The sequence below is a fragment of the Streptomyces bambusae genome (assembly GCF_020532645.1).
Lineage (GTDB): Bacteria > Actinomycetota > Actinomycetes > Streptomycetales > Streptomycetaceae > Streptomyces > Streptomyces bambusae.
Genome location: NZ_JAJAUZ010000104.1, coordinates 1 through 19463 on the forward strand (window position 1 = coordinate 1; position 19463 = coordinate 19463).

Below are 19463 nucleotides of genomic sequence, written 5' to 3' on the forward strand. Positions count from 1 at the left end.
GTGGCGGCGTCGCGTGGGCTGGAGACGTGGAGGAGCGCGGACTCGGCTGCCGCTGCCGCGCAGGGAGGTGGTCGGCCTGCCCGTGCAGCCAACTCGACACGCTACGCCCAGCGGACGGCTCAATCGATCTTGGGGTCACATAATGCCCCCATGGGTTTCCGTCGAACGCTGTCGGGCGCAGTGCGGGCAGCGCTGTCGTTGGGCATGGGTGCGTGTCTGTTGGGGTCGGCGCCCTGGGGCGGAACGGACGGTGGCGTGCTCAGGATGGCGGTGTCGACCAACAGCGTGCCCGGGCCCGGGGTCCAGGTGCGCGTGGGGCAGCGGCTGGTCCGCGTGTACCGGCTGCGCAACAACGCCGAATACGGCCTGCGTGACGTCAGGGTGCGGGACGCGCAGGTCGCCGGTGGAGGCGTGCGCTGCCCGCGGTCCGCGCTGCCGCCTCTGGGGATGATGACGTGCCGGGCGGCCGTCACGGCTCTGACGGGCCGACATGTGGTGCGGGTGACGGCTTCCGGTACCGCGGCCTGGCCGGAATACCCGGGAGGCCGGGCCTGGGCCTCCGCGGGCTACCACGCGCGCGCCTCCGTCCTGGTCCTGAAGCGCTCCGCATCGCAGAAACGTCTCACCTACCGTCTCGTGTACAGGGGGCCGGCCCGCCTGGACAACGTGCGCCTGCGTGACCCGCTGCTGCGTGCGGCCGGTCCGCTGAAATGCGCCGGTGGAGGCGGTGTCCCGCCGCAACTGCGGCCCGGCGCGAACATCGAGTGCTGGGCGGCGTCCCCGGCCCGGCCCGGACGCCATGCGTCGGTGGCCGTGGTCACCGGAACGACATCGGACCGTGCCGTCTCCGCGACCGGCACGCTCCTGCCCCCGCTCGCCCTGGCGGCGCGGGCGGCCGCCGGGTACACCGTGCCCGCCCCGACCTCTGTACCGCGCCCGCCCCGGCCATCGGCGAGTGGTCGCCCCCGACCTACCGTCCCACCGCGTCCCCCGGCAACGCCCCGGCCACCGGGCACGCCTCAGTCTCCGGGCACGCAGCCACCGGGCACGCCTCAACCGCCCGGCGCTCCGCAGCCTCCCGGTGCACCTGTGCCTCCGGGTCCACCTCTGCCCCCGCCTCCCGGCGCTCCGCAACCCCCCGGTGCGCCTCTGCCTCCAGGAATCCCCTTGCCTCCGGGCGTACCTCTGCCTCCCGGAATCCCTCTGCCTCCGGGAACCCTGCCTCCGGCGGTGCAACCGCCCCCCGGCACCCCTCCCGGCGGCGCGGTGTCGGGCGGCACGGATCCGGACGCCGTGGCACCGCCGGGCGGGGATGCTGCGGCACCACCCGGGGGCGGGGCCAGTGGCATCGGTGCCGGGCAGGTGGCCGGGGCTCAGCTGCCGCCGTTGGCCCTCACCGCGCCGGGGCGGCAGTTCCTCGTGGCCGGGCAGGTGCCGCGTCCGCAGGGGCAGTCGGCCGATGCGTCGCCGGCGACGCCCGACCAGGCCGGGTCGGCCCGCCCGCGTACGCCGGTCGCGGCCTCGTCCCCGTCCGAAGCCAGGAACGCTCCGCTCATGGACCGGTCGGACTGGGCCGTGCTGACCCTGGTGCTGATCCTGTTCCCGGCCCTGCTGGCCGCAATGAACTTCGAGTCGCGCAAGTCGAAATCCCGTAAGGAGTAGGCCCTCACATGTTCGGCCTGGGTGTGTTGTTCGCGTTCGTCGGTGCCGTGGCGGCGTGCGGTCTGACGTGGGCGCTGTCCCGCAGCGAGGCCTCCAAGAAGGCTCACCTGGAGGCCCCCGCACTCGGGTTCGTGGGCAGCGCGACATTGGCGCTGTTCGTGCTGACAGCGGCGTTCGTCGTGGCGAGTTCCTGGCAGCAGCGCAATGCTGCGAGCGACCACACATACCAGGAGGCGCGTGCGCTGGAAGCCGCCTTTGCGGATATGCGGGAGCTGCCGGCCGCGGTGGGTCCGCAAGCCCGGGCGCAACTCAGGCAGTACACCGCGGAGGTGGCAGGGCCGGAGTGGCTCCTCATGCAAGACCGGGAGATGAGCCCGCGGGCCGCCGGACTGCTCGACCAGGCGCGGCTGACCGTCGCCCGCGTACAGGGGGCGAGCGTGCAGCAGACCGCCCGGGACGCGGTCGGGACCGCGCTGGAGGATGCGGCGACGGCGCGCAACCAGCGCTCCAGCGATATGCGGTGGACCGTCCCGGAACCCATCTCGTACGCGCTCGTCGCCACGGCCCTGCTGGTCGTCCTCTTCCCGGCCCTGGTGGGCATCAACGCCGGTCCGCGGCACATGCTGGTGATGCTGCTGCTCGGCACGGTGCTGGGCTTTGGCGTGTATCTGGTGTCGATCCTCCAGCATTCCTTCAGCCCGCCCCTCGGTATCGAGCCGGACGCGTACCGGCAGGCTCTGACGCGGTTCGACCAGATCGAGGCCGCACGATAGTGGTACGGCAGCAAGCCATGCGGGTTTTGGGCTGATTGGGCTAAACCAACTCATGCCCGCGAGTGTGGCGGGCCGTTGGCGGAAGCCTCGTTGCATGGTGTGGCGATGCAAGCCACTCGATCACAGCAGTCCTCCGGCGCACCTTCCGGGCCGGGCTCCCTTTCGCGGAGGCAGTTCACCGTCGGTGCCGCCACGGCGGCAGCCATGGCCGCCGGCGCGACCGCCGCACCGGCGGCGGCAGCGGGCTCAGGACCGGCTCTCCTGGCCCCGCCGGCGAGCGCCACTGCGTCCCGAAGCTCCCTGGAGGTCGCGCACGCGCTGCTGATGCGCGGCCCTGACGGGGAGGACCTGGTGCCCTCCTATCTGCGGGTGCTGGTGGGCGACGGGCTGCCGAGGACTGCCGCGCCGCCGAAGAAGGTCCTCGTGGTCGGGGCCGGCCCGGCCGGTCTGGTCACGGCGCTGCTGCTGCGGAGGGCGGGGCACACGGTCACGCTCGTGGAGGCCAACGGCAACCGCGCCGGGGGCCGGATCAAGACGTTCCGCCAAGGCGGGCACGAGCAGGCGGCTCAGCCCTTCGCCGATCCGCTCCAGTACGCCGAGGCCGGAGCCATGCGCATCCCGCAGAGCCATCCCCTGGTGATGGCCCTCATCGACCACCTGGGCCTGAAGCGGCAGAAGTTCCGCCTGATCGACGAGAACACGGACGGAACCCGCGCCTTGCGGACCTTCGTCCACGTCAACGGCATCCGCATGCGCCGGGCCGAGTACGCGCGCAACCCTCGGCGGGTGAATCGTTCCTTCGGAGTTCCACGATCTCTCTGGGACGTGCCGTCCGGCACCATCCTCGGCAACGCCCTGGCGCCGGTCCGGGACGAGATCAGCACGGTCGCCGCGGACGGCCGCCGCGTGGACAAGCCAGCCGAGGAACTGATCGCCGGATGGGTGCGGGTCATCGAGCGCTTCGGCGACTGGTCCATGCGGCGCTTCCTGCGCGAGTTCGCAAAACTCGACGACGCCACGATCGACCTGGTCGGCTGCCTGGAGAACCTCACCTCACGCCTGCCCCTCTCCTTCCTCCACAGCTTCCTCGGCGCGGCGCTCATCGCCCCCGACACCGCCTTCTGGGAACTGCGCGGCGGCACCGCGACGCTCCCCGACGCCCTGCTGGAGGAGGTCCGGGACTGCGTCCGCTTCGACCGGCGGGTCACCAGGATCGAGTACTGGGATCCGGCCCGTCCGCACGCCGACACCCCTCACGTCGGATCCGGCGGACCGCACGTATGGGTCGACACGGTGTCCGAGGGGCGTGAAGGCGCCCCGGCGCGTGAGCAGTTCACCGCGGACGCCGCGGTCATCACGGTGCCCTTCTCGGGACTGCGGCACATCCGGGTGGCTCCCCTCATGTCGTACGGCAAGCGCCGGGCGATCACCGAACTCCACTACGACAGCGCCACGAAGGTCCTCCTCGAATTCAGCCGCCGCTGGTGGGAGTTCGACGAGGACGACTGGAAACGGGAACTCGCCTCCATCGACCCCGGACTCTACGAGGCCTACCGGAAAGGACGCGCTCCCGACGACGGCAGCCTCCTGGGCCGCCATGCCTCCGTCACCGGCACCTTCCTCTCCGACAGCCAGCGCGCCTACTACGCCGCCTACCGCTCCGTCGGCCGCGACCAGCCCGAGGCCGTCGCCAGTCTGGGCGGCGGCTCGGTGGCCGACAACCCCAACCGCTTCACATTCAACCCCTCGCACCCCGTCGCCGGCAGCCCCGGAGGAGTGGTGCTCGCCTCCTACAGCTGGGCGGACGACGCCAGACGCTGGGACGCACTCGACGGCGACTCCCGCTACCCCTACGCCCTCTCCGGCCTCCAGGAGATCTACGGCCAGCGCATCGAGGTCTTCTACACGGGCGCAGGGCGGACCCAGAGCTGGGCGCGGGACCCCTATGCCTACGGTGAGGCCTCGGTCCTCCTGCCCGGCCAGCACACAGAACTCTTCCCCGACATCCGTACCGCCGAGGGCCCCCTCCACTTCGCCGGCGACCACACCTCGCTCAAACCCGCCTGGATCGAGGGAGCTTTGGAATCAGCGGTCCGCGCCGCCCTTGAGGTCCACACCGCCGGCTGACCGCCCGACGTCCCGCCGCCGCGGCGGGAGAAGGCACCGACGGTGCCGCAGCCACCGCCCTTCTCCCGCGGACTTCCTTCGGACACCCGCGGTGTGGCCCGGCCGGCCCGGCCCGCTCAGCGGACCCGCTTCGGGCCGGACGGGGCGGTGTCCGCGGCGGGGCCTTGGTGTTCCGGTCCGGCAGCGGCGGCAGCCGACGGCGACAAGCGCCGGACGTTGTCCACACCTGCGGTCTCGGGCTGTCGTGCCTCGGCACTGTCTGCCCGAACTGGCTGTCGTCAACCCCGGCCTGCCCGCTGCCGTGGTGCACACCATGGCCGGAACGGCCGTCGAGCCGGCCCACTGGGTCGAGCGCCACGGCCCCGCTCGGACCGATGCCCGCCGCTGCTGTCGCGCCGGGCAGGAGACCACGTGCGAAAGGAATTCTGTGAACACCGCATCAGCGCCCGAGGCGACGACGGAAGACGCCGGGGCGACCCACGACACCTCCGGCACCGGTCCACCGTCACCCGGGTCCTCGACAAACTCCGCCGGGTTCGCTCCGTCACCCCCGGACGCCGAGCCTTCGTAATCCCCCGAACGGGGAAGGGCGCGACAGGGAGCGCACCGTCGAAGTGACGATTCGGCACTGCTGGAACGGCCCGAACCGGTCCGATCGCCACCTGTACCGGCGTGCACGGCACCCTGTGCGCCGGTACGCGTGCCGTGGTGCGGTGCAGAAGGATCCGGCGAGCCGGTCAGTGCCTCACGCGACGCGGGTGGACAGCGTAATCAGCGGGATGCCGGGCGATCGGCGGGGAGCGCGGCCGGCATCAGGGGGCGCGCAGCCGACCGGGCAACGCCCACGAACGGGTGGCCGGACGACCGGCGTCGTTGACTTCTGGATGTCTGTTCCCTGCGCCCGTCCGGGTGACGGGCGACGCCCCAGTCGATCTTCAGCGCAAAGGATTGGGGGCCACGACCGTGATCATCGGTTGCCGCCGTGAGCTGGAGGACTCCGTGCCCGAAACCGCCACCCCGGTACTCACCCGCAAGATGCGACACCCCTTACGTGAAGCTCGCCGCCCGCGAGCAGGCCCGCGCGCTGGGTATTCCCGTCGTGATGGATGCGAACGACCGGGGTCTGCTGGACGTCGAACGCTTCGACCTCGAACCGGACCGGCCCCTCCTGCACGGGCTCTTGGGCGCCACGACGTCCGCGGACCTGATCGGACTGGGCTTCGAGGAGTCGGTCGACGTCATCCTCACGATGGTCGACCGCACCCGCATCAGCCCGGAACTCGCCGCCGCCGTCTCCCGGATCGGCACCACGCTCAGCAGCTGGCCGCAGCTCGCCTCGGGCGTCGCGCTCGGCGGGGCGCTGACGGCGGAAGCCGCCCGCCGGATCCTCCTCGGCCTGCCCCGGCCCTCGGGTCGCTTCTACACCGACCTCGAAGCCCTCACCTCAGCCGATCGGAGCACCCTCGTATGACCATGACGCACGAGCAGGCCGCCGACACGCACACCGGCGCCGGCCTGCCGGTCCCATTCGGTGTCGCGGGCACCGGCCTGCATCTGCCCCCGAGGATCGTGACCAACGAGGAGCTCACCCGGAACCTGCGCACGAGCGAGGAATGGATCACGACCCGCACCGGAATCCGCGAACGCCGCCGACTGGCCCCCGAACTCGCCACCTCCGACATGTGCGTGGCCGCGGCCCGCCCCGCCCTGGAGGCGGCCCGGCTGCATCCCGCGGATCTGGACGCGGTCATCGTGGCCAGCTACACCGCCGACCAGCCGCTCCCCTCCACCTCGGTGATCGTGAAGCACGCGCTCGGCGCCACCAGGGCGCTGGCCATGGACGTCGCCCAGGCCGCCTGCGCCTCTGGCGTCCACGCGGTACTGCAGGCAGCCCACCTCCTGCAGAATCCTTCTATCACCAGCGTGCTCGTCATCGGAGCGGACTGCGCCTCCCGCGTCGTCCGCCCCACCGACCGTACCGGCGGAGTCTTCTTCGGGGACGCCGCGGCCGCGGCCGTCTTCACCAGCGCCACCACCCCGGGGACCGGACTGCTCTCGTACGACATCGGCTCGCAGCTCTCGTACGCCGTCCAGATCCCCGGAGGCGGCTCGCGCCTCCCCACCACCACCGAGACCCTCGCCTCGGGCAAGCAGTACGTCTCCATGGACGGACCCGCCGTCTGGGACACGGCCACCACCCGCCTGCCCCAGAGCATCACCGGCGCGACCCGCCGGGCCGGCCTGCTGCCCACGGAGATCGACCACTACTTCTTCCACCAAGCGAACATCAACATCCTGGCCGAGACGCTCCGCCGCCTGGACATCCCTGCCGACCGCGCGCCCGTCACCCTCGACCGGCTCGGCAATACCGGGGCCGCGGGCCTGTTCACCGCCCTCCACACGACCGTCTCGGCCGGCGCGCTGCGACCCCTGGACACGTACGTCCTGTGCGGCATCGGGGCCGGCTGGCACTGGGGCACCCTCTGTCTGCGCCAGCCCTGACCCCGGCCGATCCGGTACGTGCGCCTGCGCCTGGACGCGACCGTCGATGACGACCCCGGTGAGGCGGGGACCCCGCCCCGGCTGTCGGGTTCAGGCCGGGTACGGCAGGTCGGCTTCCGAGGGGCCGGCCGGCCGGGTGTGCACGGGTGCGTCCGGCCCGCCGATGCCCAGCTGCCACGGGTGCGGGCTGTCGGTGGTCACGTGCAGGCGGTCGCCCCGGCGGCGCAGGTGGAAACGGGTAGTCTCACCGGGGCCGTCGGCGTCGGGGATCACGACGGTGCGCTCGGTGCTGTCGGCGAAGGCGTGGACCCGCAGTTCCACGCCGTCCGCCCACGCCGAGACCGGGTGCTGGTCGTCGGCGGCCAGCGCGATGACCGCGTCCGGGCGAGCCAGCAGCGGCAGGGTGTGGAAGCCGTGCCGCTCCCGGGTCCAGCGGGGACCGGTGACCTGGGTACCCGTCAGCACGTTCGTCCATGTGCCTTCCGGTACGTAGTACTCGACCGTGCCGTCGTCGGTGAAGACCGGCGCGACGAGCAGGTCGTCGCCGAGCATGTACTGCCGGTCGACCGTGGCGGCGGCCGGGTCGTCGGGGAACTCGAGCACCATGGCGCGCATCACCGGCACACCGGTGGCGTGCGCCTGCTGCGCGGCGCGCTGGAGGTACGGGGTGAGACGGTGCTTGAGCAGGGTGAACTCGCGGGTGACCTCGACGGCCTCCTCGCCGTAGTCCCACGGCACGCGGTAGGACTTGCTGCCGTGCAGGCGGCTGTGCGAGGAGAGCAGCCCGAACTGCATCCAGCGCTTGAAGACGGTGGGGGTCGGGGTGCCCTCGAAACCGCCGATGTCGTGGCTCCAGAAGCCGAAGCCGGACAGGCCGAGGGAGAGGCCGCCGCGCAGGGACTCGGCCATGGCGTTGAAATGGGACTCGCAGTCACCGCCCCAGTGCACCGGATACCGCTGGCCGCCCGCGGTGGCCGAGCGGGCGAAGAGCAGCGCCTCGCCCTCGCCGCGCACCTCGCGCAGCAGCTCGAATACGGCCTCGTTGTAGAGCTGGGTGTAGTAGTTGTGCATCCGTTCCGGGTCGGAGCCGTCGTGCCAGACGACGTCGGTGGGGATGCGTTCGCCGAAGTGGGTCTTGAAGCAGTCCACGCCCTGGTCGAGCAGTGTCTTCAGTTTGCCGGTGTACCAGTCGCGGGCGGCGGGGTTGGTGAAGTCCACCAGGGCCATGCCGGGCTGCCAAAGGTCCCACTGCCAGACGCTTCCGTCCGGACGCCGCACCAGGTAGCCGTCTCGCATGCCCTCCTCGAACAGCGCCGACTTCTGCGCGATGTACGGGTTGATCCAGGCGGAGATCCGCAGCCCCCGTTCCTTGAGGCGGGTGAGCATGCCGGCCGGGTCGGGGAAGGTGTCGGAGTCCCAGACGAAGTCGCTCCACTGGTAGCCGCGCATCCAGAAGCAGTCGAAGTGGAAGACGCTGAGCGGGATGCCGCGTTCGGCCATGCCGCCGACGAAGCGGTTGACGGTGGCCTCGTCGTAGTCGGTCGTGAAGGAGGTGGTGAGCCACAGGCCGGGCGCCCAGGCCGGGGGCCGGCACTTCGTCCTCCATGTCGACCAGGACACCCTCCGCGGGCGCATCGCGGGCGACACTGTTCTTGGCCCCGACTCCCCGTTCCGTCTCCGACATCTTGAGCCGTACGCCGAGGCGGCCCGCACATGGCTGCACGCCGAGGCCGAGGTCGTCGACACCACGCACCTCACGCCCACCCAGGTCGCCCTACAGATCGCAGAGGCCGTCAAGGGCTGACGAAGAACGACCTGCCGACGTCAAGCTGTGCAGGCACCGAGTGGGGCCGTCTTCCGCGGGCAGGACGCGCCAGTGGAGGACTGACATCTCGCCGAACGCCCCGAGGTCCGTGCGGCATGAAGGGAATGCCAGACTTTGCTGATGATCAATGCCAAGGACACAGTCCGCGAGTTTCTTCTGCAGGTGCGGTCAGGGCTTCACCCTGACCGAGCCAGTCGTTTCATGGCCGGCCTGGTCCGAGCCCACCAGGTGGTCTCGGAGGCGCCCGAGGTCGTGGAGCGGACACCGCAGCAGTACGCCGAGCACGTTCAGGAGATGCTCGACGCATACGGCGCTTTTACGCTCACCGTGGACGAGCTCATCGCCGAAGGCAATCGCGTCTACGCCCGCTGGACCCAAACCGGACGACATGTCGGATCGGTCGACCACTACCCGCCGACCGGTGCGCAGGTCACAGCGATGACCAGCGCGGTCTATCGCGTTGAGGACGGACTGATCGTCGAGTACTGGATCCAGATCGACCGGCAGGGCATCACCGCCCAGCTGGAGCAAGCCGCTGCCGAGCACTGATTGCAGACCCGATGTCCAGGGGCGGACAATTGCCCCGGGGCAAGCCGGCAGCAAGCATGACCCCGCGCGGGCGCGTCCGGCGGGGCCGGCTTACTGAGCCGCGAGCTGTTGTTGCCCGGCTGACGGTCGGGCACCGGCCGTGTCGGTGTGTCCGGGAGATCGTTGAGCCGGTCATGAATCCAACCCAGCGCACCCTCATCGCAGCAGCCGTGGCCGTCACCGCAGTGGTCTTCGCCGGGGCCACTGCCGCCGTGGCCGATTCCGGGTCGGAGCGCGGGCTCGGCCTGGAGAACGCAATTCAGGAGGTAGGCGCCGGGCAGGGCGAGGGCTTGGGCGGCAACATCAACAACATCAACGCGGTGAAGAACGACAACGAGAACACGATCGTCAGGCACGTCGTCAAAGATGAACAGGAATCGGCCGGCAGGCTCGCCTGAACCCTCTTGGGCTGACCGCCGGCGGCTGACGACGCACGGCACAGGCGGGCACACGTCCCCCCGCGCCCTGCGGCCAACCCCGCCCTCGGTGCCCGCCCTGGCGTGGACGTGCGCCGAGTAGGGGGCAGAACGCGACCGGCTTCCGGGGGGTGTCGCCCGTCTCCTGGTGGCAGTCTGGGCACCTTCACGACGAGTACCACCTTGGTCCGCAGGGACGCCGGGGCCGGAGTGCGGGCCTCGCGTGCTACTCAGTAGCCCGCTTCAAGACGGCCACGAGCTGCTCCGGGTCGTCGGGGTTCTGGATCACCTGGACGAGTTCCCAGCCGTCGGCCCCCCACTGGTCCAGGATCTCCTTGGTCGAGTGGGTGCGCAGAGGAACCGTCGCGTACTCCCACGTGGTCACGCTGGGCAGCGCCGGCGGTGCGTAGGCGGCCGGTACGGTCGCGGCGACGGCCTGCGGCAGCGCCGCCGGGGCGAGTCCGAGACACGCGCCGGCGGCTGCGGCGCTCACGATCAGTGCGATGGATCGGTTTACAGACATGGCCGTCCGCCTTCCGGAGACACGACGTGCACGGTGCGCTTGCCGAGGTGGCCAGGGGACTCCTTCGACCGTATCGGCCGGGCGGATGCCCTGCCACACGGCTCGGGGCGGCTGCGTCAGAGGCCGGCGGGCAAGAACAGGCGGTAGCCGCCATGCCACCACCGGCGTCACCGCTTCGGTCTTCGCATCGAAGGCGAACGCTCCGGGGGTCGCAGATATCGCATGAGGGTTCGGGTAACCCCTAGGGCAGCCCCGTGCTGTCGGAGCTGCTGAACAGGCACAAGGCCAGGACGGACCTGCTCACCGGGGTTCCTCCCCCCATGAACCGCCGACCTCACCCGCATGGGGGCCACCGGCGCCGTCGGCCGGGGGTAGCGGGCCTCCGCTACCGCCGCGAAAGCGGCGGCATCAGCCTGCACCGCCCCGGCATGCCGACCCGCATCCTGATCACCGGCTTCAACCGTTGGCGGCAGCGGTTCGCCGACCGGCTCACCACTGACTATGGCCTGCTCCGGCAACAGCCGGACTGGGCACCCATGGAGCGGACCGCGTACGCGGCCGTGAACTCCCCCTTCGAACCGCCGTCGCTCTTCCCGCCTCTGTAGCGTCGCATCCGGGCGACAGCCGGCCCCGGCCGAGGCTGCGAGCCCGCTCGCCGGACCGCTACCTGCCAGGGGCCCGATACCGGATCTGCTCAGCTCTGCGCAGGGCGTCCGGCGTTTCGTCCACGCTCAGGAGAACGGTCGTCTCAAACGAGCTGAGCGCGCCACCACCACTGATCGCCAGCGCAACCGCGGCCAGCCCGTCAGCACCGATCTGCTCGATCACCTCGGTCTGTCTGGCTTTCCCCTTGGGCAGACGGGTGTCCTCGAACCGGATCGCATACCGCTCGAACCAGTCGGACGGCGCCCAGCCGGCCAGCCATTCCGGCTCGCAGGCGGCCACGCTGTTCAGCGCGGCCCGCAGGGTCTCACCGAGCCGCACCAGCCCGCTGATCTGCCGGGCGGCGGACAGCACGATCGTGGAGTCCGTGCGCGCATGGCCGCGGGCCTTGAGTAAGCCGTGCTCTGCGGCGGCCTCAAGGATCCGGTCCAGCAGCCGGATCCCGGCGTCTCCCGCGATCAGCCGGTCCCTGAACTCGGTGAGCACCGAGTGGTCGAATCCCGAATCGGCCAGCTCCAGCCCGAGGAGATACTTCCAGTCCAGCCGTCCGCGCACCGTGTCCGCGGCCTGCCGGTCCGAGAGGTCCTCGGCGAACTGAATGACCGACACCAGCGCGAGCCTGCCCGGCGACCACGCCGGCTTCCCCTGCTCGGATACAGCCCGACGAAGTCCGCGTCCGAGAACAACTCGCCCAGCTCATCGCGGATCCGCATCGCCAGGCTGCCCTTCGGGAACGCAGCCCGCGCCACCCGGGCCGTCTCCTCAGGAACCCCGTCGACCTTCCTGGCATGCAACGACACCGACACCCTCCCCAAACACAACGTCGGCCTTCACGACCACAACGGGTCGTGAAGGCCGACGTCACGTTCAGGCCCCGGATTCGCCAACAGTGTCGCGGATTCGCCGGGGGCCTCGCGGGTACTACATACAGCTGCCGTTCCCGTCCAGGACCGCGGTCGGGACCACGGTCCTGGCCGCGGTCACGGCTTCGGCACGTCGAGCCAGTACTGGTCGCCGTCGATCAGGCGGTTGTCATTGCGGAACGCACCGAACGGCTGCATGGAGCCCTGGTTCTGGTTCCCCGACATCGCCGAACGGCCGCAGGTCTCCGTCCAGGTCGGGACGATCGAGCCGGGGCCGACGGCCAGGTGGAGCCGCCACACGCCGTCCGGGTCCTTCATGGCGATGGTGCTGATGCACTCGTCGCCCGACTTGACCGGCCGGGGGTTCTCGCCACCCCACGCCGTCGGCATCCCGGCGCTCTGGGTGGTGGAGGCGAAGGGGAACTCGTCGCAGTTCGGCTCGTCGGTGTTGGACGCGACGAGCTGCGGCGACAGCGTGGGGCTGAACTGCTTGGCCCACCCGGTCGGGCAGATCGTGTTCCGGTTCGAGGTGCTCATCTTCGTGCTGTCCGTGCCCGGCTTGAGCACGTCCGGTCCCAAGTACTTCAGCGGGTCGCCCTGCCCCTTGAGTCCGAAGTGATGGGGCAGCTTGGTCTGGACGAGCAGCACGTGCGCCGCGGCGGCCGGGAACTTCTTCGAGTTCATCGTGTACGTCGGCCGGTAGCGCGAGAACACGCATCCGGCGGTCGCCTTGAGGACGGTCTCGTCGCAGCGGACGGTCAGCTCGTCCTTCTCGACCAGCGGGGTGCTCTTGGTGGGCACGCCGTCCATCTGGCCCAGCACCACCCACTGCGGCCGGATGTTCTGCTCGTACGACCCGGTCCACGTCATCTTCGACTCGATCGAGAAGGTGTGCCGGTCGCCCGGCGCGAAGACCTCGATGCCCGTCTTGACCGGCGTGCTCATCGTGCAGTTGCCGCTGCACTGGAAGTTCACGTCCATGCCGGTGGTGCCCGCGCCGACGAGGCTCTTCAGGCTGACCGTCACCTTCTGCGTGACGACCTTGCTCCGCGGGTCGGTGTAGATGTCGTGCACGTAGTTGAACGTCGCCATGGCAGCCTGGTGCAGACCGCTGCGCGGCCGCGTGATGGTCAGCTCCGAGACGATGCAGGCCGTGCTGCGGGTCACCGTCATCGAGATCTGCGTGGTGGAGCAGGTGCCGGCGGGCGGCGGAGAGGCCGCCGGAGCGACGAAGGGCACGGCTCCGGGAGCCGAGGACAGCGTCGGCCGGTCCGTGTCGGACGCCTTGCCGGAGCGCGCCGCGGCCGACCCGGCGGACGGAGGTTCGAGGAACCGGCCCGGAATGGTCTCCGGCCGCTGCACCTGGTCAGGGTCCGGCGCGAACGGGTCCGGGTCGCCGAAGGTCCAGTCCGACGGGATGCCGGAGTAGTCGCCCGGCACGAACGCCACCGCGTCCCAGGCGATGTCCTTGGTCCCGTCACCGCCGTTGAAGTTGTTCAGGCTGACCTCGGCGTTCGTGCCGGTGAAGACGTACGCGCCGAGGTCGACCCACTTGTTGGACTGGTTCGCGGTCTGCGAGACCGTCCGGACCGTCTCGCCCGCCGCGTGCCGGATGACGTACTCGGCCTTCTCCGTCTGCGCCCCGTGGTCGGGGATGTGCGCGTACACCCTGGCCTGGCCGTCGAACGCGGTCAGCGGCCGGTCGAGCCGCCAGGTGCCGGTGACCTTCATTCGGTCGCCCGGCGGCGGGAACGACTCGGCCTTGCGGCCGTGGCTGAACCAGAAGTGGTTCTGGTACCCCGCCCCGATCTGGTGGGTGTCGATCTTGCCGGGATACGTCACCGTGTTCTGGCCCGTGTCGGCATCGATCAGGGTCCACGGCTGGTACGTGAACGTGAACGTGCCGTCGGACTTCACCGCACCGCAGCTTCGTGACGCCGACCCCGCAGGCACGGTGCCGTTCGGCAGGTTGTCGACGACCAGCGTGCCGGCCGGCAGCCCGGAGGTGCACCGCGGCGGGTACGCGGTGCCGTCCGGCTGCTCCGGGTAGGTGGTGTCGAAGCGGTGGACGGCGTTGCCGCACTGCGCGCCGGTGGTGCAGTTCTTCCACGACGCCGACTGGTTCCACCAGCAGTGCAGCCAGTGCGGGTTGCTCACCTTGTCGCCCGAGTCGAGGGTGCAGGCACCCATCCCGGGGTCGTTGGAGTCCTTGTCGCCGATCTTGCCGGGGTCGCAGTTGTTCGACGCGTTGCAGAACAGGTCGACCGGCGGCTTGGCGGTGGTGCGGTCGGCCGTCCGGTTCCACCAGGCCGCCTTGTAGCCGGCCTGGAAGTTGTTGGGGGCGAACATGGCGGAGATCGGACGGGCCGCCCAGCCGATCACCTTCTCCTGGTACGGCCAGTTCTGCGGCTGCGCCGCGTGGCTGTAGTCATCACCGCCCAGCGGGTTCTCCAGGAACGGGGTGCGGTTGGCCTTCCAGAGCGGGTTGGCCGGGTTGTTGGTCCAGCCCACGCCCCTGTGGCCGGCGTCGTCGGCGTTCTGGTAGAAGCCCGAGTTGTAGGCCCACAGCGCGAAGAACCAGTTCTCGATCCACCGCGGGTCACCGTCGTTGATCTTCATGCCGGCGCGGCGGGTGGTGTTCCACTTGTCCGAGAGGATCTGCGCGCCGTACGCGATGTTCGCGGTGTAGTCGAGCGCGACCGCCTCCTGGGTGAGGGGGCTGAGCGCGGTCTCGCCCTTCTTGGTCTTTCCCGCCAGCCGCATCCCGTCGGTGACCTGGGTGATGCCGTAACCGCAGTCGGCGTCCGACCAGTTGATCCGCCACGCGTCGGCCTGCTGACCGCTGGAGGTGTACTGGACGCCGTAGTAGTTGCCGATCAGGCTGTTCGCCGTGACACCGGGCACCGCGAACCGCGTGGCCTGCCACATGTTCGACTCCTGCGCGGTGATGCCGAGCAGGATCTGCGAGGGGATGTGCCACTTGTCGCTGGCGCCGTCCTCGCTGTCCAGCGTGCCGTTCGGGTCGCCGTCCAGGACCGTCGCCGGGAACAGCGACTGCGGCGTGTAGGCGCCCATGTCGGTGTTCTTCCACCCGACCGGGCGGGTGAGGTTGAGCCGGCCGATCACCGCTTGGTTGACCGCCCACTCCACCTGGCGCGGGGTGGGCTGGAACGCCTGCTTGCGCGGGTTGTTGCGGGCGACCGCGCAGAAGCGCTCGTCGGCCTCCTCGGTCGGACTCTCCGGCGCGCTGCGCACCGCACCGAGGGCGCCCTTCGCGGGGCCGCCCGATGCGTTGCTCGCCGGGCGGGGCAGGGCGGGGGAGAGGGCCGTGCCCGAGGCGGCGTTGCCGCCGCCGGCCGCCGGAGTGGCGTCGAGCACCGGAGTCCGGCCGGTGGCCAGCACCACAAGCTGCGTCCGCGCGATACGGGCGCCCCGTGCCTCCTGCGGCGTCATCAGGCTCGTCCGGCCGTCCGCCCAGGCCGTCGTGGTCGCCGCGTGGCCGAGCGTGGACATCCGGGCGCCCTTCGTCAGGCGCCCGGGGTTGGCCATCCGTACCGGCAGCGTGCCGGCGGTCTTCGCCTTGCCGGTGATGAACACCCGGCCCGAGGCGCTGCCGGCGAGGTCCCACGCGTCGAGGGCACCGGTGGCGACTGTCACGGCGGTGGCCGCGGAGGTCTTGGCGCGTGCGCCCGCGGGCCGTACGCCGCGTGCCGCCGCAGCGCTGAGGTACTTCGCTCGCGACTGCGGCGTATCGGACGCCTTGCGGTCCGGGTCGCGCTCGATGAACGCCACCCCGCCGTCCGCGTCCGCCGTCAGCTGGAACGGCACCGTACGGGTGCGCACCAGCTCGGTCTCGCGGTCTCCGTCGAACCGCACCAGCCGGTTCCCGCGCGCTGCGACGATGCCCTGGCCGGCCGGGATCGCGGAGGTGACCTGGCCGGGGCGCACGGTCGTGCGGACCGTCCGGCCCGTGGCGGCGTCGACGCTGAGGAGGCGCGTCCGCTGCTTCTTGTCGCCGTCGTGGGTGAGCTGGGTGAACACCACCTGCTCGCCGTTGCCGCAGCCGGGGCTGAAGTACGCGAGCGCCGCCGTGAACGGCAGCTTCGTGACCTTGCCCGTGACGAGGTCGACGACGGCGGTGAACGCGCCGCGCACCATCAGCTCGGGCTTGTTGGCGAAGGTGCGCGGGGCGTAGGCCACGGCCGCGCGGCGGCCCGAGGCGGTCACACAGGCGTTGCCGATCCACGTGTCCGCGTCGAAGTCCTTCTCGCGGAGCGTCGCCGCGGTCTTCCAGCCGTACCCCTTGGCCTCGGCGGCCGTCAGGAGGTGGAAGCCGGTCGCGTCACCGGTGGTGGTGAACGCGGTGTCCCGGGACGCGGCGTAGCCGACGCCGAGGGTCTTCTCCCGGTCCGCCGCCGGGATCGCGGACGGCTTCGCGGGAGCGGGCACGGGCGGGGCGCTCCAGCCGGCCGCAGCCCCGCCGGGGGGTTGGGGGGCGCTGGCCAGGGCGGGCAGGGCCAGGGATATCGACAGGGCTGTGGCCACCGCCGCCACCACCGGGACGCGCAGGCGTCCTATGGGTATCTTCACGCTCTTCCTCTGTCAGGGGTGTGGACCGGCAGCCGGAAACCACCACGGGCCGCACGCCTCCGCTCCCGACCGGAGGGGTACGGGTTGGGCGGGCGCGCGCCGCGGCCGGTCGCGCACGGACGCCGTAGGCCGTACGTCCTGCTGCGGGACCGTGTTCTCCCGCCGGCGCGGTCACTACGGCATCCGGGTGGAACGCCCGGTGTCCGCGCTACGGAGAGGGCGCGCGGCTGGTGGTGGCAACGGCGACGGATACGGTCCGGCCGGTTACTGCCCGCACCGTATCCATGTCCCGGAAGGCACCCCCGCGCTTGAGGCGCCCGAGACGTCCCCTCTTCCCCAACTGGCTACTGACCTGCGGTTTCCCGTCCGTCCCGAGACGGCACACGCGGCCTCGGGACGGGCGGGCGGGCCCTGCTGAGGCGGCCGGCGGGTCAGCGGCCGGCGTTACGTGTTCGTGTCGGCGTCGGCTCTGGTCTCTGTCTCCTGCCGGGTGGAGCTGGGCCGCGCACAGCTCGCGGGTGAGTGCGTTGGCCCGGCCGGCGAGGTTCGGGTCGGTGACGAGCACCGTGGCGAAGCTGTCCTTGCCGCCTCACAGGCATGTGGGGGGAAAGGGGGAGGGGAGGGCGCGTCGGGTGTACGGCCGGCGGTGCGGGTGGATGCGAGGGCGTGTAGACCCGTGGTGGGCGCCGTCCGCGTAGTGGGTGTGCAGGACGGCGGCGGTTTGGCCGACCGGGTCCGTCCGGCGCCGGCAATGTAGGCGCTGCGGCGGCCGGTTGGGGCGGGCCAGGTGTCCCGAGACCGTCCTCGGCAAGGCCCCGGCCGGGCCGGGACGCGCCTCTGGATGCCCCGCAGACGCCGTTGGGACCCCGTCGAGGGTCGGAACGCAGGTGCGGATGCGTTCAGGACGGGAACCTTCCGGATGTGTCCCGCCGTGCCCGGGAAGCGGTCCGTCCGCAGGCTGCGCCGGGCTTTGCGGCGGGGCGCGCAAGGTCCTCGGCCCGATGCTCGGCCTCCACCCGATCACAGCCGTCCAGTGGCGTCATCGCGCCGCCACCGACTGGACCGCCTACCTCCAAGCACGCCAGCGCGCCAGTATCGACGGGCCTCCACACCCCAGACGCTGATCCGGTCGTCAGGGGCGGGGAGCGCTGGGCACGAAACTGTCAGTACGGGGACACCGCTCGCTGACGGTAGAGATTGAAGGCGTGATCGGCCATGTCGAAGGTGGCCTTGGTGATTGCGAGCAGGCCCTTTGTGGACCCGGTCAGCCTGAGCGCGCTGGTAGCCCCGTCCGTAGAGGTGACTTCTCGGTCCATGAAGGTGAGTGTTCCGGACAGATCGCCGTGTGCAAGCGAGCTACATGCACCCCAGAACAACTCAGCCTGTTCGCCGCCGATCGGGCTGAGGGCGCCAGCGTCGTTGACTAGATCACCGTAGGCAGGGAGTTTCAGCTTTCCTTTCGTCAGCTCGCTCTCAGTGGCTGTTGTCTTTCCGGTCTTGAGGACTGCGTTTCCGCTGTTCAGGCATGGGGTCGGCGGTCTCGGGGAGTGGTGACGTGTCGTGCCGTCGCTCTGGTGGAGGTCGGGGATGCCGTCGGTCGTGGGGCTGTTGGAAGAGCGTGAGCTGACCGCTCGCCAGCGTGTGGACGCGCTGCGGGAAGAGGCGGGACCGTATCCAGGCCGAGTTGGTCGTGGCCGAGCGGGAGTGGAGGGAGTGGGGCATCGCCCGTTCACGCGTCGGCGAGGTGCTGTCCCCGGGCGAAGGAGACATCGCCGGCCCGGGCGCCGCCGAGGAGCCGTCGGATCGCGGTGAACCGCCCGCGCTGCCTGCATCTTCGGAGGCGGCGAAGCCGAAGTCGGTGGTGCCGATGTGGCGTGCGGGCCTGGCCTGGTCGGCACTGTCGGCGGACTACCAGCGCATCTTGCAGGCTCTCGCGGACCGGGGCCGGCTCGGTCAAGGCCCGCTGACCTGCCAAGAGATGGCCGGCTGCTTCGGTCTGGACCCGGTGCTCGCGAAGATCGAGGCGTTGCGGTCGAAGGCGAAGCGGCTGACAGCACGCGGGTGGCTGGCCGAGCCGGCGCCGGGCCGGTTCACCCTCGCGAAGGCCGTGGCCGGGCAAGGCGGCGGGTCATGAGCAGGGTCATCGACCAGTAGATCATCGCCTCCGCGCTGCCGATGGACCGTTCGAAGTCCCGCGCGAGGCGGCGGCTTCGCATCAGGTGGGCGAAGAACCGTTCCACGATCCACCGCTTGGGCAGTACGACGAAGCCGCGCATGTCGTCACTGCGTTTGACGATGGCGAGGACCAGGGCGAGGGCGGCCAGGCAGTACTCGACGAGGTTGCCCGTGTAGCCGCCGTCGCCCCAGACCAGCGCCAGCCGGTGGTGCGCGGCGGCGACCTGGGAGAGCAGAACCTGCGCGGCGGCGCGGTCGCCAACGTCCGCGGCGGTGACCATCACCCCCAGCAGCAGGCCGAGGGTGTCGACCACAGCGTGCCGCTTGCGCCCATTGATCAGCTTGCCGCCGTCGAAACCGCGGCTGTCATTGCCGACGACCGCGTCCGCCTTGATGGACTGGGAGTCGATCACGCCCACGCTCGGCTCCGGGTCCCGCCCCGCCTGCTCGCGGACACTGCGGCGGAGCCGGTCGTGCAACTCCTTGACCAGACCGTGGTCGCGCCAGCGGCGGAAGAAGGCGTAGACCCGGTCCCAAGACGGGAAGTCCGCTGGCATAGCCCGCCACTTCGTTCCGTCGTCGACGAGGTAGCGGATCGCGTCCAACATCGCGCGGTGGCAGTACACCTCCGGCTGCCCGCGCAGCCAGCCCGGCACCGGTAGCAGCGGCCGCACCACCGCCCACTCCGCATCCGACATGTCCGTCGGATAGCGGCGCCCGCGCATCCCGTGGTCGGCCGCGTTCCCGAACCGGTGT

The 19463-nt window shown here is 71.0% G+C and carries 12 protein-coding genes and 4 pseudogenes; 9 read left to right on the forward strand and 7 right to left on the reverse strand.

Annotated features, from left to right (window positions below):
- Positions 1-1373 precede the first annotated feature (1373 nt).
- The gene (locus tag LG634_RS36365; RefSeq protein WP_226740683.1) at positions 1374-1556 is read right to left on the reverse strand and encodes a hypothetical protein; all 183 of its coding nucleotides are present in this window, start codon (positions 1554-1556) and stop codon (positions 1374-1376) included.
- Positions 1557-1670: 114 nt separating this feature from the next.
- Here LG634_RS36365 and LG634_RS36370 point away from each other — a divergent pair, with 114 nt between their 5' ends.
- From LG634_RS36370 to LG634_RS36385, 4 genes are all read left to right on the forward strand, one after another.
- Positions 1671-2435 carry a bestrophin-like domain gene (locus LG634_RS36370; protein WP_226740685.1) on the forward strand — a complete coding sequence of 255 codons (765 nt, stop codon included), beginning with the start codon at positions 1671-1673 and terminating at the stop codon, positions 2433-2435.
- A gap of 204 nt (positions 2436-2639) precedes the next feature.
- Complete coding sequence (gene lgoX / locus LG634_RS36375; RefSeq protein WP_308072754.1) at positions 2640-4562, forward strand: L-glutamate oxidase LgoX; 1923 nt, start codon at positions 2640-2642, stop codon at positions 4560-4562.
- Between the two features lie 1051 nt (positions 4563-5613).
- Positions 5614-6033: a hypothetical protein gene (locus LG634_RS36380; RefSeq protein WP_226740689.1), complete on the forward strand. Its 420-nt coding sequence runs from the start codon at positions 5614-5616 to the stop codon at positions 6031-6033.
- Positions 6030-7064, forward strand: coding sequence for a 3-oxoacyl-ACP synthase III family protein (locus tag LG634_RS36385; RefSeq protein ID WP_226740691.1), 1035 nt, complete (start codon positions 6030-6032; stop codon positions 7062-7064). Before LG634_RS36380 ends, LG634_RS36385 begins: the two co-directional genes overlap by 4 nt.
- Positions 7065-7154: 90 nt before the next feature.
- Here LG634_RS36385 and yicI read toward each other — a convergent pair.
- Positions 7155-8651 (reverse strand): annotated as a pseudogene (gene yicI, locus LG634_RS36390) (alpha-xylosidase); the annotation flags it as partial.
- Between the two features lies 1 nt (position 8652).
- Between yicI and LG634_RS36395 the strand changes: the two are divergent.
- From LG634_RS36395 to LG634_RS36405, 3 genes and pseudogenes are all read left to right on the forward strand, one after another.
- A pseudogene (locus LG634_RS36395) lies at positions 8653-8868 on the forward strand (ATP-binding protein); the annotation flags it as partial.
- Between the two features lie 141 nt (positions 8869-9009).
- The gene (locus LG634_RS36400; protein ID WP_226740693.1) at positions 9010-9438 is read left to right on the forward strand and encodes an ester cyclase; all 429 of its coding nucleotides are present in this window, start codon (positions 9010-9012) and stop codon (positions 9436-9438) included.
- Positions 9439-9611: 173 nt separating this feature from the next.
- A complete protein-coding gene (locus LG634_RS36405) occupies positions 9612-9875 on the forward strand; it encodes a hypothetical protein (RefSeq protein WP_226740694.1) in 264 nt (87 codons plus the stop codon).
- Between the two features lie 244 nt (positions 9876-10119).
- Here LG634_RS36405 and sp36 read toward each other — a convergent pair whose 3' ends face one another.
- Positions 10120-10278, reverse strand: coding sequence for a Sp36 family protein (gene sp36 / locus LG634_RS36410; protein ID WP_226740702.1), 159 nt, complete (start codon positions 10276-10278; stop codon positions 10120-10122).
- A 566-nt stretch (positions 10279-10844) separates the two neighbouring features.
- Here sp36 and LG634_RS36415 point away from each other — a divergent pair.
- Positions 10845-11021: a hypothetical protein gene (locus tag LG634_RS36415; protein ID WP_226740696.1), complete on the forward strand. Its 177-nt coding sequence runs from the start codon at positions 10845-10847 to the stop codon at positions 11019-11021.
- Between the two features lie 193 nt (positions 11022-11214).
- Here the strand turns inward: LG634_RS36415 and LG634_RS36420 are convergent.
- The 3 genes and pseudogenes from LG634_RS36420 to LG634_RS36430 form a co-directional block, all read right to left on the reverse strand.
- Positions 11215-11879, reverse strand: a pseudogene (locus tag LG634_RS36420) (transposase); the annotation flags it as partial.
- A 180-nt stretch (positions 11880-12059) separates the two neighbouring features.
- The gene (locus tag LG634_RS36425) at positions 12060-16532 is read right to left on the reverse strand and encodes a golvesin C-terminal-like domain-containing protein (RefSeq protein WP_226740697.1); all 4473 of its coding nucleotides are present in this window, start codon (positions 16530-16532) and stop codon (positions 12060-12062) included.
- Positions 16533-17695: 1163 nt separating this feature from the next.
- On the reverse strand, positions 17696-17848 hold the full coding sequence (locus LG634_RS36430) for a hypothetical protein (protein ID WP_226740699.1): 153 nt from the start codon (positions 17846-17848) through the stop codon (positions 17696-17698).
- A gap of 271 nt (positions 17849-18119) precedes the next feature.
- Between LG634_RS36430 and LG634_RS36435 the strand changes: the two are divergent.
- Positions 18120-18666 (forward strand): annotated as a pseudogene (locus LG634_RS36435) (hypothetical protein).
- Here LG634_RS36435 and LG634_RS36440 read toward each other — a convergent pair.
- Positions 18623-19463 (reverse strand): IS5 family transposase (locus tag LG634_RS36440; protein WP_226740700.1); only part of this gene is annotated, 841 nt, incomplete at its 5' end. The pseudogene LG634_RS36435 and the gene LG634_RS36440 overlap by 44 nt on opposite strands.

Bases quoted from the DNA above. Each gene is read 5' to 3' on its own strand.
- LG634_RS36405 (WP_226740694.1), top strand. From the start codon at position 9,612: ATGAATCCAACCCAGCGCACCCTCATCGCAGCAGCCGTGGCCGTCACC.
- LG634_RS36365 (WP_226740683.1), bottom strand. From the start codon at position 1,556: ATGAGCGGAGCGTTCCTGGCTTCGGACGGGGACGAGGCCGCGACCGGC.
- LG634_RS36370 (WP_226740685.1), top strand. From the start codon at position 1,671: ATGTTCGGCCTGGGTGTGTTGTTCGCGTTCGTCGGTGCCGTGGCGGCG.
- LG634_RS36415 (WP_226740696.1), top strand. From the start codon at position 10,845: ATGCCGACCCGCATCCTGATCACCGGCTTCAACCGTTGGCGGCAGCGG.
- LG634_RS36400 (WP_226740693.1), top strand. From the start codon at position 9,010: ATGATCAATGCCAAGGACACAGTCCGCGAGTTTCTTCTGCAGGTGCGG.
- LG634_RS36430 (WP_226740699.1), bottom strand. From the start codon at position 17,848: ATGGACCGAGAAGTCACCTCTACGGACGGGGCTACCAGCGCGCTCAGG.
- LG634_RS36385 (WP_226740691.1), top strand. From the start codon at position 6,030: ATGACCATGACGCACGAGCAGGCCGCCGACACGCACACCGGCGCCGGC.
- lgoX (WP_308072754.1), top strand. From the start codon at position 2,640: ATGGCCGCCGGCGCGACCGCCGCACCGGCGGCGGCAGCGGGCTCAGGA.